Source organism: Serratia symbiotica, from assembly GCF_000821185.2.
In the GTDB taxonomy this organism is placed as follows: Bacteria; Pseudomonadota; Gammaproteobacteria; order Enterobacterales; family Enterobacteriaceae; genus Serratia; species Serratia symbiotica.
Window position 1 is genome coordinate 1796429 of sequence record NZ_CP050855.1, and the last position, 14798, is coordinate 1811226.

The 14798-nt window shown below is 55.1% G+C and carries 6 protein-coding genes and 5 pseudogenes; 9 read left to right on the forward strand and 2 right to left on the reverse strand.

Annotation, left to right across the window (positions count from 1 at the left end):
• Nucleotides 1–146: 146 nt before the first annotated feature.
• From SYMBAF_RS18425 to SYMBAF_RS08945, 9 genes and pseudogenes are all read left to right on the forward strand, one after another.
• A pseudogene (locus SYMBAF_RS18425) lies at nt 147–407 on the forward strand (integrase core domain-containing protein); the annotation flags it as partial.
• Nucleotides 408–559: 152 nt separating this feature from the next.
• Nucleotides 560–1066, forward strand: a pseudogene (locus SYMBAF_RS08915) (helix-turn-helix domain-containing protein); the annotation flags it as partial.
• A gap of 104 nt (nt 1067–1170) precedes the next feature.
• Nucleotides 1171–1281, forward strand: a pseudogene (locus SYMBAF_RS17735) (hypothetical protein); the annotation flags it as partial.
• A 119-nt stretch (nt 1282–1400) separates the two neighbouring features.
• Nucleotides 1401–1712 (forward strand): type II toxin-antitoxin system HigB family toxin, encoded by a 312-nt coding sequence (locus SYMBAF_RS08920; RefSeq protein ID WP_040265116.1) that lies wholly within the window; start codon nt 1401–1403, stop codon nt 1710–1712.
• Entirely contained in the window at nt 1709–2152 is a 444-nt protein-coding gene (locus tag SYMBAF_RS08925) for a helix-turn-helix domain-containing protein (protein WP_040264960.1), read from the forward strand. The genes SYMBAF_RS08920 and SYMBAF_RS08925 overlap by 4 nt, the downstream gene beginning before the upstream one ends.
• Nucleotides 2153–2342: 190 nt before the next feature.
• A pseudogene (locus SYMBAF_RS08930) lies at nt 2343–3292 on the forward strand (HlyD family secretion protein).
• 20 nt (nt 3293–3312) lie between these two features.
• Nucleotides 3313–4228 (forward strand): annotated as a pseudogene (locus SYMBAF_RS08935) (ABC transporter transmembrane domain-containing protein); the annotation flags it as partial.
• A 155-nt stretch (nt 4229–4383) separates the two neighbouring features.
• A complete protein-coding gene (locus SYMBAF_RS08940; protein ID WP_152609097.1) occupies nt 4384–4707 on the forward strand; it encodes a hypothetical protein in 324 nt (107 codons plus the stop codon).
• Nucleotides 4707–4922 carry a hypothetical protein gene (locus SYMBAF_RS08945; protein WP_040264958.1) on the forward strand — a complete coding sequence of 72 codons (216 nt, stop codon included), beginning with the start codon at nt 4707–4709 and terminating at the stop codon, nt 4920–4922. The genes SYMBAF_RS08940 and SYMBAF_RS08945 overlap by 1 nt, the downstream gene beginning before the upstream one ends.
• Here the strand turns inward: SYMBAF_RS08945 and entS are convergent, their stop codons facing one another.
• Together entS and SYMBAF_RS08955 are read right to left on the reverse strand one after the other, a co-directional pair.
• Nucleotides 4923–6179: an enterobactin transporter EntS gene (gene entS / locus SYMBAF_RS08950; RefSeq protein WP_040264957.1), complete on the reverse strand. Its 1257-nt coding sequence runs from the start codon at nt 6177–6179 to the stop codon at nt 4923–4925.
• Between the two features lie 81 nt (nt 6180–6260).
• On the reverse strand, nt 6261–14753 hold the full coding sequence (locus SYMBAF_RS08955; RefSeq protein WP_040264956.1) for a non-ribosomal peptide synthetase: 8493 nt from the start codon (nt 14751–14753) through the stop codon (nt 6261–6263).
• Nucleotides 14754–14798: the final 45 nt, after the last annotated feature.

A 14798-nucleotide genomic window follows, 5' to 3' on the forward strand; every position in this document is an offset into this window, starting at 1 on the left:
ATGTAGCCAACGAGAAAAGCACGATGCTCAAATCAGCCAGGAGATAAAATGCGTTTACGAAGAAAATTACCGCGTCTATGGGGCACGAAAAATCTGGCGTCAGTGACTCCGTGAGGGCTTCCCTGCGGGAACCATCCATCATAACGCAGTACGTCTCGCTGGCATACACGCAGCGGCTGCAGGACGCGGATCTGCTGGCATCAACGGGCAGCACAGGTGACTGCTACGATAATGCACTGGCCGAGAGTATCAATGGCCTTTACAAAGCTGAAGTCATACACCGTAATAGCGGGAAAAACCACGCAGAGGTGGAGCTGGCAACACTGGCGTAGGTGGACTGGTATAACAATCGCAGATGGCTCAAACGTATCGGTCACATACCACCAGTAGAAACCGAAAAAGCATAGTAGACTGCCAGAAAAAGTAACAATCTGACAGCCTGTAGTCGCTTTTAATACAACCTTGATCTGACCTCTCTTGTTGTATATAAAAAATACCAGAGAGGTGAAAAATGAATCGGACAGCAAAAATCATTAAACCTAAACTCGGTTTGTGAGAACTGGCACGACAACTGGGTAATGTTCGGGAAGCCTGTAAAATCATGGGCTACAGCAGAGACCGCTACTATCGTTTCAAAACGCTTTACGAACAAGGTGGCGAGTTGGCGCTACAGGAAATCAGTCGTAAAAAACCTATCGAAAAAAATCGTGTTGAAGCTCATATCGAACAAGCCGTCATAAATATGGCCTATGGATTCCCCGCATATGGCCAGCACCGTGTCGCCAAGGAACTCACCCGGCAAGGAATACTGATTTCAGGCAGCGGGGTTCGTTCTGTTTGGTGACGATATGATTTGGAATGCTTTAAAAAGCGGCTCACCGCGTTGGAAACCAAGATGGCTCAGGAGGACGGTGTTCTCACCGAGGCTCAGTTGCAGGCACTGGAGCAAGCTAAATCCCAACGAGAATCTCACGGTGAAATAGAGACACAGCACCCAGGCTATCTGGGTGCACAAGACACCTATTATGTCGGCAATATCAAAGGGATTGGCAGAATTTATCAGCAAAACGGCCGCAAATTTAAACCCCGCCATCTTCTAGCCCCGTAGTTGCCATACAGTGAGCGAAATATGTATGATCTGACAACCTATTTTTCTCAGCGCTTTCCCCCATGATGACCTGTAAAAGTATCGACACCGTCCTGCTCTCCGTTGCCGCTAATAAGCTGTCTCAACGTGAGTGGGACTGGATCAGACTGATGAAGTCCATGGATCCGCCCCCAGTGAGGGGAATGAGGGAAAAAGCGTGTACTGTGTGGAAAAGATGAGTTTTCAACTTGAAAATAATTTCGTCAGAGGGCACCATCGTTTTCAAAATGAAAACAGGGTTGAGGGATTCGCGGTGCATGTGATCAGCAGACAACCGTTTAATGAGGCTGCCGGGAAATACCCTAATAGCGCGTTGGCGCTTCTGTATCTGATGAGGGTTCTGGAAAAAAAAACCTTCAACAGTCCGGATGAGATGAAAAGAGCGATCCCTTCACTGAATAACTTCAAGTACCGAAAAAAGTGGTGGGTCATCGATGTGTTCGGTAACACGGTGCGGCTGATGGCCTTCATTGACTTTGAAAAGCAAAAGGTTTTTGTTAAGCACATTGCGACTCATGCCGAATACGATAAGTTAACCAAGTATTATAGGGAGCATAAAGAATGACTGTTGCAACTCATATCGACACCGCCAGTGCCGAAAGCATGATCGCGACATTTGCCAACGCGGTGAAATGCATTCCTCTAATGACGGGTGATAAAAGCGAGGCTGAATATAACAAAGCCCTTGAGCTGATTGAATATCTTGTCGATCGCGACGAGTTGAGCAACCCGCTTTTTGAACCGCTTGCGGCCAAAATTACAGAATATGAAAACAGCGCCCCGGAATTTGAGGCGTTTAACCGTCGCTTGGCTGAGATCCCTACCGGGGTCGCCGCGTTGCATACCCTGATGGATCAGCATGGTTTAAAAGCGGCTAATCTGATTGACGAACTGGGATCTAAAAGCAATGTCAGTAACATTCTCAGTGGTCGCCGCGCATTGACTGTGAAGCACATTAAGGCGTTGGCATCACGTTTTAACGTTCCCGCTGATTTGTTTATTTGATGGGGAGGGCGAGTTTCTAGTGACCTGTCTGGCCAAACCCTAACGACTGACATCAAGAGACAGATAATTATCAAAACCATGTGTGCAACCCCCTGAATATGCAGAATAATCAGGTGCCATTGAACTTAAAATGTCGCCTGGTCTATTACGTTTAAATTCAAAGGATCGTTTTACAAAAGGAACAGCATGCGTGTATCGCCAAAAAGCGGTTGAACACAAAAAATGCGATGGCAAGGAAAGGCCTTATTAATGCCAGGGGTTCCGGTTTGGCTTGTTGCAGGGTTATCTGTTTTTTTGTTGTCGCCTTTCTGGTTTTCATTATAACGTTCACCTATACAAGAAGGGTCACGGTGATGGGTGAAATATCCACTTATCCTCGCTCATCCAACGTTTATGCCAGTGTCCAGGGCGTTGTGGTTAAACAATTTGTCACAGAAGGGCAATTGATCAAAACAGGCGATGCCATATACATAGTAGATGTCAGTAAAAGTACGCGTAGTGGTGTTGTGAGTGATAATCAGCGAATGGATGTCGATAACCAACTCGCGCGCATTTCTCAAATCATGGCTCTCCTCCAGGAGAATAAAAAAACACCATTGAAATGCTAAAAAAACAAAAAGAGCGTCTGAATATTGATGCGGGGGGCGAGATTATTATCCGGGCCATGGCTGACGGGCGGATAGATTCCCTTAGCGTTACGGTCGGGCAGATGATTAAACCTGGCGACAGCCTCCTGCAAATTATCGATCATTTTTCCCTTGTCACCTGGGTACCCAATGATGCCGTCCCCTATCTTTCTGCTGGAGATCGCGTGAATATACGCTACGAAGCGTTTCCCGCACAAAAATTTGGCATGTTTGGCGGGACCATTTCGGTTATCTCACGATCTCCTGCCTCCCCTCAGGAGATGCAAACCTATCAGGGGTCGCTTAAAGCGGCCTCATCTTCGGCTGCACCCTACTACAAAATTATTATCAGGCCCGACAGACAAAACATTGCCTACGCTGGCAAGCGTCTGAGTTTAGGTAATGGTATGCCAGCCCAAAGCACCTTATTTCTGGAAAAAGGAAGATCTACCAGTGGATGCTCTCTCCCTTCTACGATATGAAAAATAGCACCGAGGGTCCGGTAAATGAGTAAACGTTTTTTTTAAAACACTCATCGGACAACTGGAGTTTCAACTACGCCCACGGGTTCCGCTGGTTCATCAAACGGAATCCCCAGAGTGTGGTTTGGCATGCCTGGCGATGATCTGTAGTCACTACGGCAAACAGAGCAATCTTATCGCCTTGCGCCAGCAATTTAATCTGTCTGCACGCGGTACCACGCTGGCAGGTATGACTCAGATGGCTGAACAACTCGGCCTCGCATCACGTTGTTTATCCCTGGGACTTCATGAACTCAGTGCGCTTAAGGCCCCCTGCATCTTGCACTGGGATATGCGCAAGCTTGGTGATATTCAGTCGCGTTTTGGGTCGCTGAACACGCTTCGGGAAACCTTTACCAGTAGCATCGTTGGGGCACTCATCGACGGAACGATGGTAATTGGTGTCATTGTGATGATGGTACTTTATGGCGGCTGGCTCACTGGCGTTGTTATTGGCTTTACCGCACTGTATGTCCTTACCAGACTTATGCAGTACCTATCGCGAATTATCGGAAGAAACTCTCATCAGAGATGCCCGCACCCGGTCTTATTTTATGGAAACGTTGTAGGGTATCGCGACCGTTAAAATGCAGGGTTTGAATGAACGAAGAGGTACTCACTGGCTAAATCTGGAAATTGACACAATCAACACTGAAATAAAAATCACCAAAATAGATTTGCTTTTTGGTGGTGTAAACGACTTTATCATTGCCTGCGAACAGATAGCAATCCTATGGCTGGGTTCTAGACTCGTCATGGATAATGCTATGACGATTGGCATGTTCATCGCTTTCGGCGTATTCAGGGAACAATTTGCCGACAGAATCTGGTCACTCACCAATTTTCTGATGAGGTTGCGCATGATCCATCTTCATAACGAACGTGTATCCGATATTGCGCTTAACACACGGGAAATGAAAAAGCCTGACAGAGAAAGAATAAATACCATGTTCGCTACCCCAATGTTGTCTGGGCAGCGGATAATCAGTCATTTTATTACAGTCTGAACGCCACCACTCAGGCTTCAGGATGACAAACCTGTGGCAAGGTCTATCTTCATCGTTTAGGCAGTGAAAGAGATGTCATGACGTTTGACTGGCGTGTTATTTCAGAATTCGCGCAAAAATCATGTGAAAACGTTAATCTGTATTCATCTCCTGATTCTGAATACCTCATTGTTAACTTTTCAAAATCAATCAGCGGTTATGGCGGGTATCTTTTTTCCGCTAAAAAAACGCTGATAACAATGGCAGACTCACCTGGTCGAAAATCGTTGATGCCGTTGAAAATGTCTCTGCCTTTGTCTATTCCGGGAGGTGGATTTATCTGGCGAGTGATAATTCCTCATCCGGTTATAATATCTCACGAGTCGATCTGGCCGCGCCAACATCCGCTCGGGAGCCAGTGATGAACTGGTCAAATGGCGAGCTAACGCCGTTAAGCATCAGTCTTGATTCACTCTATGTGGTTTATCATGACGCAGGCAACAGTAAATTCGTGCGTATCCCTTTTGCTGAACTGGATAAACACCAGACAATTCCTGTCCCTTCAGATGAAGACGTGAGTGCTATATTCGCCAGTAGCGATAGTCAGGATAACGGCGTAACCACCATTATTTACTGATTAAGATTCAGCGACCGCTTCCTCTTCCGAAGAAGTAAAGCGACAACGGCGTAAAGGCGTGACCAGTAGGCTCAGCAGCAGACCAATTCCCATCGCACAAGCACCGAAAGCCAGCGCCGTCAGCGAAGGCGGCAGCACGCGTCCGAGCGCGCCAAGACCAAGCGCCCCCAGCGAATCGCCACTAACGTCCTGAGCCGTGCCGAGGCTATTAACCCGCCCCAGCAGGCGATCCGGCGTATGGCTTTGGATCAGCGTAAACTGCAGCAGAGAAGCCATAGCATTGAAGTAGCCATAGCAAACCAGCGCCACCAGCGCCAGCGCGTAGTGCCCGACGATCCCCAGACAGGCCACTGCGCCGAAAGCCGCGCAGGCGCTAACCAGCAGCATCACACCGGGGCGCTGATGATGCGCTATCCAACCGCTGGTAAACGCGCCGATCATTGCCCCCAGCGGTACCGCAGAATACATCAGCCCGACCTGAGAGAAGCCAACGTGCCACGTGTCCTGGGCCAGCGCGGGGAACAAGATACGTATCGCTCCGGCAACGCTTATTAATAAGCCCAACAGCACCACACAACCCACGATGGGATGACGGCAGACAAACTGCACGCCACCCAGCATCGCTCGCAGCGGATGTTCCGGCTCGCTGGCTTCCGGTTTCATCGCCGGTAAACGCACCAACGGGATCAGCGTCCCCAGCGTCCCGGCAGCCGCCACCGCGAAGCTAAGCCCCACCCCACCCGCAACGATAATAATGCCGCCGAGCGCCGGGGAAATGATTGCCCCCAGGCGCACCGTCAGCATACTTAGCGCACCTGCCGCCGCAAGATTTTCACGCCCCACTAGGTTCGGGATCGATGCCATCAGCGCCGTCATCCCCAAGGCACCGAAGAAGCCATCCCATGCCGCCAGCACGTAAAGTACCCACAGAGACGGCGAAGATGCATAAGCATTGATACTCAGCAGTACAAAGCCGATCCCGCAGGTGCTGCGGGCAAACAGGATCAGCTTGCGGCGATCGAAGCGATCGGCCAGAACGCCGCCCCATAGCAGGCCGACGAAAGTGCCAACACCTTCAATCATCACCGCTACCCCAACCTGAAGCGTGGAACCGGTCATCTGCTGTACCTGAACGGGGACGCCGACGGCCAGCATCCCCAGGGCGAAGACCGACAGCATGCGAGCGATGAAAATCGCCCGGAAGTAGCGGTTTGACTTCAGCAGGCTGAAGTCGAGAAAGATAGATTTTTTACGCATAGCATTCCATTTCTGCCGGGCAACCCGCGCGGCGTCATTCCGGTATCGGGCGTAGCCGCTGGCAGCTCCGCCCCGTTTAGCCTATTTTTCTTCAGGCTGAATAAGTTGGTTAAGCAATGGCCCAAGCGTGACGAGCGTCGATGGAGAAAGAATGTCCGCGTGCTCGCAGTCCTGAGGGAACACGTCCAGCTCGCCAACATAAGGCGCCCAGGTCTGCTGAGGATCCATAGCCGGCGGAAGCGTTCGGGTAGCCATCAGCAGCGTCGCCTTCCCTGGGTACCTTACGGTGCTCGCCCCGGACAGCAGGCGCACCGCATCCTGGTAGTTGGCGACGATCTTGCTGAACATCGCCTGCTTTTCTGCCAGCAAATACGGATCGCTCTCTTGCCCGGTGTCGGCCATAAATTCAGCCTGTTCACGCGCCACCTCTTCCCGGGCCTGATCTTCACCCGGCCCGCTCCAGTCCTGCCCTTCCGGCGGCCAGGTGTCGAGTAACCCCAGGAAGGAGACCTTTTCGCCCTGCTCAACCAAGCGCGTGGCCACTCCGTGCGCCAGCGTCCCGCCAAGTGAGTAGCCCAGCAGATAATAAGGGCCATGCGGCTGGTGCCTGCGCAACGTGGCAAGGTGGCGCTCACAGGCAACGTCAATATCGGCTGCGCTGGCGATTACGCCGCCGGGACGCGGCGACTGTAGGCCAATAACCGAATAGCTGCCACTCAGATAGCGCAACAGCCCGCTATACTGCCAGGCGAACCCGGACGCAGGATGGAAACAGAACAGGACAGCACCTTCACCGTTTCTAAGCGGCAAGACTTCCTCGGCCCCATTTTGCTCTGCACTTTCTCCCTGCTGGCTACCGTCCATCAGCGACGCCAGTTGACGAACGTTGCGAGCCGCCATGACCTGCCCGATAGTGATAGGGCGCTCAAACTGTCGACGTAGCGCCAGCGCCAACTGCATCGCCAGCAGAGAATGGCCGCCAAGCGTGAAGAAATCGTCGTCGGCATACACCTGCTCAACGCCCAGCAACTGCATGAACAGTGAGGCGATTCGACGTTCAGCATCGCTTATCGGCATCTCTCTACCGCTCTCAACCAGCATCGGCATAGGTAGTGCCTTACGATCCAGTTTGCCGCTAGGACTTAACGGGAAATGCTCAAGATACAGATAACGCACCGGCACCATATGGGCAGGCAGGCGCGTAGCCAGCTCCCGCTGTATCTCCTGCGGGTCGGGCCGTTCGCCGCTGGCAATCAGCCAGGCAACGAGTTGCCGGTTGTCCGTTCCCGCCCTGCCGCGACTCAGTTCTCTTGGCGCAACAGCAGCCTGAGCAATGCCCGGCAGGCTCAGCAATACCTGTTCAATCTCACCCAGCTCGATGCGCTGCCCGCGGATCTTGAGCTGATCGTCGGTGCGCCCCAGGTACTCCACAACACCATCATGCAGCCAGCGGGCGATGTCCCCCGTGCGGTACATCCTCTTCCCAGGGGCAAACGGGTCGGCGACAAAGCGGATTGCCGTCAGATCCGGACGCTTCAGGTACTCCAGGGCAAGCTGTATACCGCTGAGCCAGAGCTCCCCCGGCGCACCGGGAGGAACGGGGCGCAACCAGCGGTCGAGAATACGTAACTGCGTGTTCCAAACCGGCTTGCCAATCGGTACGCCCGGACCGGTCAGTTGCGCCAGCGTTGCCTCATCGGCCGGCTGCCAGGTCACATCCACCGCCGCTTCCGTAGGACCATAAAGATTATGTAGCGCAGCGCTCAGCAGTTGGCGGAACCTCCGTGCCAGCTCACCCGATAGCGCTTCGCCGCTGCAAAATACCTGCCGTAAGCTGGCACAACGGGTTGCACTTTCCGACTGCTGCATAAGCGTGTCTATCCAGGTCGCCAGCATCGACGGGACAAAGTGCAACGTAGTCACGCGATAATCTTCGATAAGCTGCTGCAGCACCTCCGGGTCGCGATGGGCATCCGGCGGAGCCATCACCAGCGATGCGCCTACCATCAGCGGCCAGAAAAATTCCCAGACCGAGACGTCAAAGCTACTCGGTGTTTTCTGCAGTACCACATCCTGCGCGCTAAGTGGGAAAGCGGCCTGCATCCAGCGCAGACGGTTGATAATCGCCTCATGACTAACTACTACGCCTTTAGGCCGCCCGGTAGAGCCGGAGGTGTAAAGGACATAGGCTGCCTGCTGCGGTGAAACCGTTGGCAACACCAGCCGGCAAACCGCTTTAGGGGCCAGATCATCAAAGCGCAGGCAGACCGCGACGGCATCAAAACGAGGAGCCTGATCGTAGCTGGCGATCACCAGCCGCGGCTTAGCATCCTCCAGCATCAAGTGCAGGCGCTCATCCGGATAACCAACGTCCAGCGGCAACCACGCCGCGCCGAGCGCGACAATGGCCTGTAAGGCCAGGCTAAGCCGCACGGAACGCGGCAACGCAACCGCCACCACATCCCCAGGCACGACGCCGGCGTCACGCAAACGTTGTGCCAGCGCACAAACCTGCTGATGCATTTCGAACCAGCTCAGGCGATGTTCATTGTCCTGGAGCGCCAGCGCGTCCGGCGTGGCGGCGCACTGGTTCTGAATAGCCGAATACAATGTTTCGCTCTTCACGGCATAAGCGGTTTGGTTAACCCGGTGAATAAAGGCCGCCTCTTCCTCTGTCTGCAGCGACCACTGCCACAACGGCAGTTCAGGGCTGGCAATGAGTTGTGCCAGCAGCCACTCAAAGCGATCCAGCCACGCCTGCGGATCCCGAAGCGACGGACGGTACTCCAGGTGGAGAGAAATACCTTCTGCCGGCAGCACCAGCAGCGTCGCCGGGTAGTGCGTATAGCCGCGGTTATGAATTTCCACGCAATGCAACACGGAGGGAGAACTTTTGCTCTCATGGGGTGCCGGATAGTTTTCCACCACCAGCAACGTGTCGAACAACGTCCCTGCTCCAGCCTGGCGCTGAATGTCTGCCAGGCCAATATTGTCGTGTTCCAGCAGCGCGATTTGATGATGCTGAAGCGCCTGTAGCTGCGGCACTAAAGGTCGCTTCATATCGAAGCTCACCCTGACCGGCAAGGTGTTACTAAACAGGCCAACCTGCTGCTCAAGTGCTTCGGCATACGCCATGCGGCCAGAAACCGGAGAGCCAAACACCACGTCATCATTGCCGGACTGGATAGCCAGCAACATCCCCCAGATCCCCTGCATAACTGTGTTCAGCGTTAGCCCGTAGCGACGACAAAGCTGATTAACTGCCTGTTCCTGGGCAGTGCTAAGGGTCCGCGTAAGGGTTGAAACCGGCCCGTTATCCGGCTGCTCTGCAAACAGCAACGTCGGGCTTACCCCTTCTAGCCTTTCGGCCCAGGCTGACACGCAAACCTGCGCATCGCGAGCCGCAAGCTGGCGAACCAAAGTCCCATAAGGCATTGGGAGTGCAGGCAACTGTGCTTCTGCATCACTTAGCAGCGCCATCAGATCGCCGGTAATTACCGGCGTTGACCAGCCGTCAACGACAAGATGGTGTGCCGTCAGGAAGAGCGAGTGAGTGTGAAAGTCGGCATGACGAACCCAGCGAGCGTGTAACATCGGCCCTTGCCCTTCCAGCAGAGGCCAGCCCAGCTCTTCCTGCTCATGCCGGGCGAGAGCGACCTCTACTCCCTCAGAAGGATCGAGCGTGACGCAGGTCAGCGGCCAGCGCAGACGCTCGTCCCCCGCCAACGGCAGGATCTGAACCGGCTGGGGTGCATTCTCGCTATCAAAACGAGCTGCGAGCTGCGGGTAGCGAGCGACAACCTGATTCAATGCGCGGGCCAGTTGGGCTTCGCAAAGCTCCCCCTGCAGCGTCAGACGAGTCAGAGAGTTATAGCGGCCGACGGTGCTGTCGGTTCGTACATGGAAAAGCAGGCCCTGCTGAAGCGGGAGCAGTGGCAGAATATCGGCTGGTGCACCATGCTCATTGCGCAACGCTTGAACGCCTTTCGCGGTTAGCGACGGAATGCCTGTTTGCGCCGCCACCAGAGTATCCTGCGCCTCCAGCGGATGCTGCTGAGCAAACTGAATCAATTGCCCGACCGCCGCTTCAAAGGCGGATGACAACCCAACAATGCTCTCTTCGCTCAGCCAGCGGCGGGCAAAGCCCCAGTGGATCGCTATCTGCGGGGTATCGCCCTGCCCGGCAAAAATATTGATTTCCAACAGGTGAGAAAGCGGCATTTGCGGGCAGGTATGAACCGCCAGGGTATCGCGGAATAGGCCTGAAGTTTGGCGCGGTGCCCAATCATTGCGACTGGTTTTCCCCAGCCGCCCCAGGTAGTTAAACAGTACCGGCGCTGCATTGTTGACGGCCAGCTCGCGCAGCGGATCGTCTGGCAGCAGGTAGCGCAGCACGCCAAATCCCACACCGTAATCCTTCACCGCCTCCATAACCTCTTTCACCGCCCGTACGGCCGCTAAAGCGTCACTATCGGTGTTGTCACTCAGGCTTAACAGCAGCGGATATTCGGCCGTCAGCCAACCCACACAGTCAGAAAGATCGATTCCAGACAGACCGTCAGGGCGGCCGTGGGACTCCACGCTTACCCGCAACTCTCTCAGCCCGGTTCGCGCGCGACATGCAAGCAAAAGTGCCGCAAGCAACAGCGTGTCGGTGCGAGTTCGCCATGCTCCAGGTGAGGAGCCAAGCAGCGCCGCACTGTGTTCAGGTGATAATAAGGTTCGAATTTCGCCGCGTGTAGCCTGAGTATCGACTTGTGGGTCGAGCGGCCCTGTTTCCGGCCAGGCACAAGACGCTTCCAGCATCGAACGCCAGAACGGCAACTCTGCACGGTAGCGCTCATGATGTTCAGCCAGCCAATGGCTCCAGTCGACCAACGACGTCCCTGTGGAGGCTGGCAACACCGTTCCGTTATCTACCGCCTGCGACGCAGCGGGCAACGCTTCCAGCAGCAATCGCCAAGAGACGCCGTCGGTCACAAGATGGTGAATAGCCAACACCACGCCTTCTGCGCGGCCATTCTGTTCCAGCAGAACTGCGTGCCAGAGCCTGCCAGCCTGTGGATCAATCTGCGAGATAGCCAAATCAAATGCCTGCCCGGCGCTCTGTTCCGGGGTAATGTCCACCGCGAGAGCCTGGCACTGTTGCTCCGCCCCATCCGCTTGCGTAATAAGCAAGCTTTCGCCGTTAAGAGTCGCGCCCAGCGTTGGATACGCCTGCAATAGCTGCCCCATGATTAGCACAAGCTGCGGCACGGTTAACCCGGCAGGCGTATTAAGCCAGACGCCATGCAAAAAAGCCTGCTGGCCCTGTTGATTGTACCAGCGCAAGATGGGCAGGCTGTCCACTGCCCCGCTACGCTGAGAGGCAGAGGCATGTTCATCAGCAAACGGCATCATCAGGCGCGCCATTGCGGCTGGCGTTCTGCCGGCAAAAATTTCTTTCGGACGCAGGCTCCAGCCTTCGCGCCGCAGTTGGTTCCCCAGCGACATGGCAAAGATGCTGTCGCCGCCCAGCGCGAAAAAGTCATCCTCGGCGCTAACGACCTGCAGGTTCAGCAGTTTCTCCATCGCCTGACAAATCAGCCGCTCCTGCGGTGTATTCGCCGATCGCCCGCTTTGACAGGGCACCTCAAGTGGCTCCGGAAGCGCCTGGCGGTCGACTTTGCCGTTAACGGTGAGCGGCAGCGCGTCCAGCACGACCAGCACGCCGGGCACCATGTATTCTGGCAATTGCTGAGCCAGCGCGGACTGCAATTCGCTGACTACATTTTCCCGGTTGCGTCTTTCCGCATCGGCAATCGCGCAGTAGCCAACCAGACGCCAGCTGGCACCGTGCGGCTGAGCGATAACGACTGCTCCGCTGATATCCTCAAGCCCGGCGAGAGCGCTTTCCACTTCGCCCAGTTCCACGCGAAAGCCCCGCACTTTAATCTGGTGATCCACTCGCCCGATAAATGCCAGTTGCCCATCGGCACGCCAGCGCATCAGGTCGCCGGTGCGGTACATCACTTCGCCCGGCACAAACGGATTAGCCACAAAACGGGTCGCCGTCAGATCCGGGCGGCGCAGATAGCCACGGGCTATCCCGGTTCCGGAGATATACAACTCTCCGGCAACGCCAACGGGCACCGGTTGCAACTGGTTGTCCAGTAACCAGACGTCCGTATTCGCGACCGGATGGCCGATAACCGGCTGGCTGCAGGCGCTGACCGCCGTACCGAGCGTATCAATCGTGTATTCAGACGGGCCGTAGTAGTTATAAAAAGCGATCTGTGGGTTAGCCTGCATGATCTCCCACAGGCGAGGCGTAGCGGCTTCGCCGCCGATCATGATGACGTGGGGCGCTGGCTGCTCCGGTTCCAGTAGGCCGCTGTCGATCATCTGCAACAGGAAGGAAGGCGTAACGTCCATGATGTCTACCGGCGTATGGCGCATGAACTGCACCATTGCCCAGGCGTCGCGCCGCATTTCCTCGTCGAATAGGGTCAGCTCCGCGCCCATCAGCATGCAGAACAACGGCTCCCATGAGGAGTCAAACGAGAAGGAAGCCGTATGGCCTGCGCGAATTTTCCGCCGGTATTTCTCTCCCAGCGAGACTATTGCCGGCCCGAACAGGCGGTTGGCGTGGGAAACCAGCAGGTTCAGCAACCCTTTATGGGTGCTCATCACGCCCTTCGGTTTGCCGGTAGAGCCGGAAGTGTAAATCATGTACGCGAGGTGGTCGCCATGCAGAGGTTCACGCCGCTCTGCGTCGGAGATGGATCCCGATGCATGGCGCGCAAACTGTTTCAGTGTTTCATCAGCGTCCAGCCTGCAAATGGCGAAATTCGAGGGTAAGCGGGAAGCGGTAGAACCGCTGGCAAGTATCAGCGCCGGGCGAGCGTCCTCGCACATCAGCGCCAGGCGCTCTGCAGGGTAATCCATATCCAACGGCAGGTAGGCAGCGCCGCTTGCCAGCACCCCGAAGATAGCCACTACGCTTGTTTCGCTGCGCGCGAGGCCAAGCGCCACCACGTCTTCTGCGCCGATACCACGGGCAATCAGCTCCCGCCCAAGCCGCATACTTCTGTCGTGCAGCGTTTGCCAGGTAAGGCGCTGTTCACCGCTGACAACCGCGATTTCATCAGGTGTCTGCGCAGTACGGCGAACCAACCAGTCCAATACGGAAGTTTCACCCTCATCGGGGGCAATACGCCCGCCCGTTGACCATGCTGCGATATGTTTATCTTCTTCATCGGTCAGCAATGAGAAACAACACGCTGGTTTTTCTGGCTCGGCAAACAGCTTAGTCAGCAGGTTCTGTATCCGCTTAGCGTGCCGTTGTAGCGTTGTCTGCGAATAACGTTCAGGGTTAGCCACCAGCCGCAGATGCAGCTCGTCGTCATGTTGGGCAATTTCAACGTCCAAATCGTCCACCGGCCCCATTGAGAGCGTATGGGTGACGGTAGGTTGTCCGTTTATCAACAGTTCTTCGTGATAGACCTTGTAGTTCAGTACCGGGCCATAAAGTCCCTTGTCGCTGCCAACCAGCCCCAAATCGCGGCGCAATTGTTCCGCCTCATAGCGCTGATGACGACGAAGCGTGTTCAGTTCCCTGGCGAGCAATGTGGCGGCATCCTGAAGAGATGTTTTAACGCCGAATTCCAACTGCAAAGGAAGCACATTAACCACTGGCCCAACGGCAGTGAGCGCTGCGGAACCCATACGACGCATAAAGGGAACACCGAAGCTAAGCCTGCGCTCGCCGCTCATGCGCCCAAAGTAGAGGCAAAGCCCGGCCATTAACAGCGCTGCGGCCTGACCGTCGGCAGCCCTGAAATCAATGCCCTCAAGCGAGCAATGCTGTTGTAAAGGTAGTACCGCTTCAGCATCCGCGATCTCTTCAGGCAACGCCAGGCTGACCGGTGCGGCCTGGTCTCTGGCATGTTGAAGCCAGAACTCACGGCTTTTCTGTTCTGCTTCACTACCGTTAAAAGCAAGGTACTCCTCAACGACGGCAGCAAAAGAGGTGAACGGCGACGCCGGAGGTGCTTCCCCTGCCAGCAACGCTTGATAAATAGCGACGATGTGCGCGGTTAGCGCGGTAAAACTGAAGCCGTCGAGCAGCAGATGGTGAAAGCGCTGATACCAGAACCAACGTGGAGCCGGGAAGGCTTCCACGCGAATTAACGCCTGATGCCAAAGCGGCGCTTCACCAGCGGTGGAAAGCGGCTGGGTCATTTCGGCTTTCATCCAGGCAAGCGCCTGCGTTTCGGCATCAGCAGCCTGGCTAAAGTCCAGCCACTCTGGCCCATTAATCTCTGCCGGCGTGATGCCGGCGCACAGGAATTGAACCGGCTCACCGGCATCGTTTTCGCCAAACCGGGCATGCACCATATCGGCGTCGGCAAGCCCACGACGAACGGCTTCATCAAACAGCGCACAGTTTGGTTCACTATGAAATTCAACGTAGTGGGCAACGGTAAATGTCCCGCTACGCTCGGCTACCTGCTCCGCCATCCAGATCCCTGGCTGAGCCGCCACCAGCGGCAAAGCTGAAGAGAAATGCGCTTTATTCTGCGTATCGGTCATAAATCGTATCCCTGGCATATCGCCTTTAGTAAGCCGTAGTGCGTA

What these genes read in the sequence shown, in the direction of transcription:
- SYMBAF_RS08925 (WP_040264960.1), top strand. Translation starts at nt 1,709, where the DNA reads ATGACTGTTGCAACTCATATCGACACCGCCAGTGCCGAAAGCATGATC.
- SYMBAF_RS08940 (WP_152609097.1), top strand. Translation starts at nt 4,384, where the DNA reads ATGACGTTTGACTGGCGTGTTATTTCAGAATTCGCGCAAAAATCATGT.
- SYMBAF_RS08945 (WP_040264958.1), top strand. Translation starts at nt 4,707, where the DNA reads ATGAACTGGTCAAATGGCGAGCTAACGCCGTTAAGCATCAGTCTTGAT.
- entS (WP_040264957.1), bottom strand. Translation starts at nt 6,179, where the DNA reads ATGCGTAAAAAATCTATCTTTCTCGACTTCAGCCTGCTGAAGTCAAAC.
- SYMBAF_RS08955 (WP_040264956.1), bottom strand. Translation starts at nt 14,753, where the DNA reads ATGACCGATACGCAGAATAAAGCGCATTTCTCTTCAGCTTTGCCGCTG.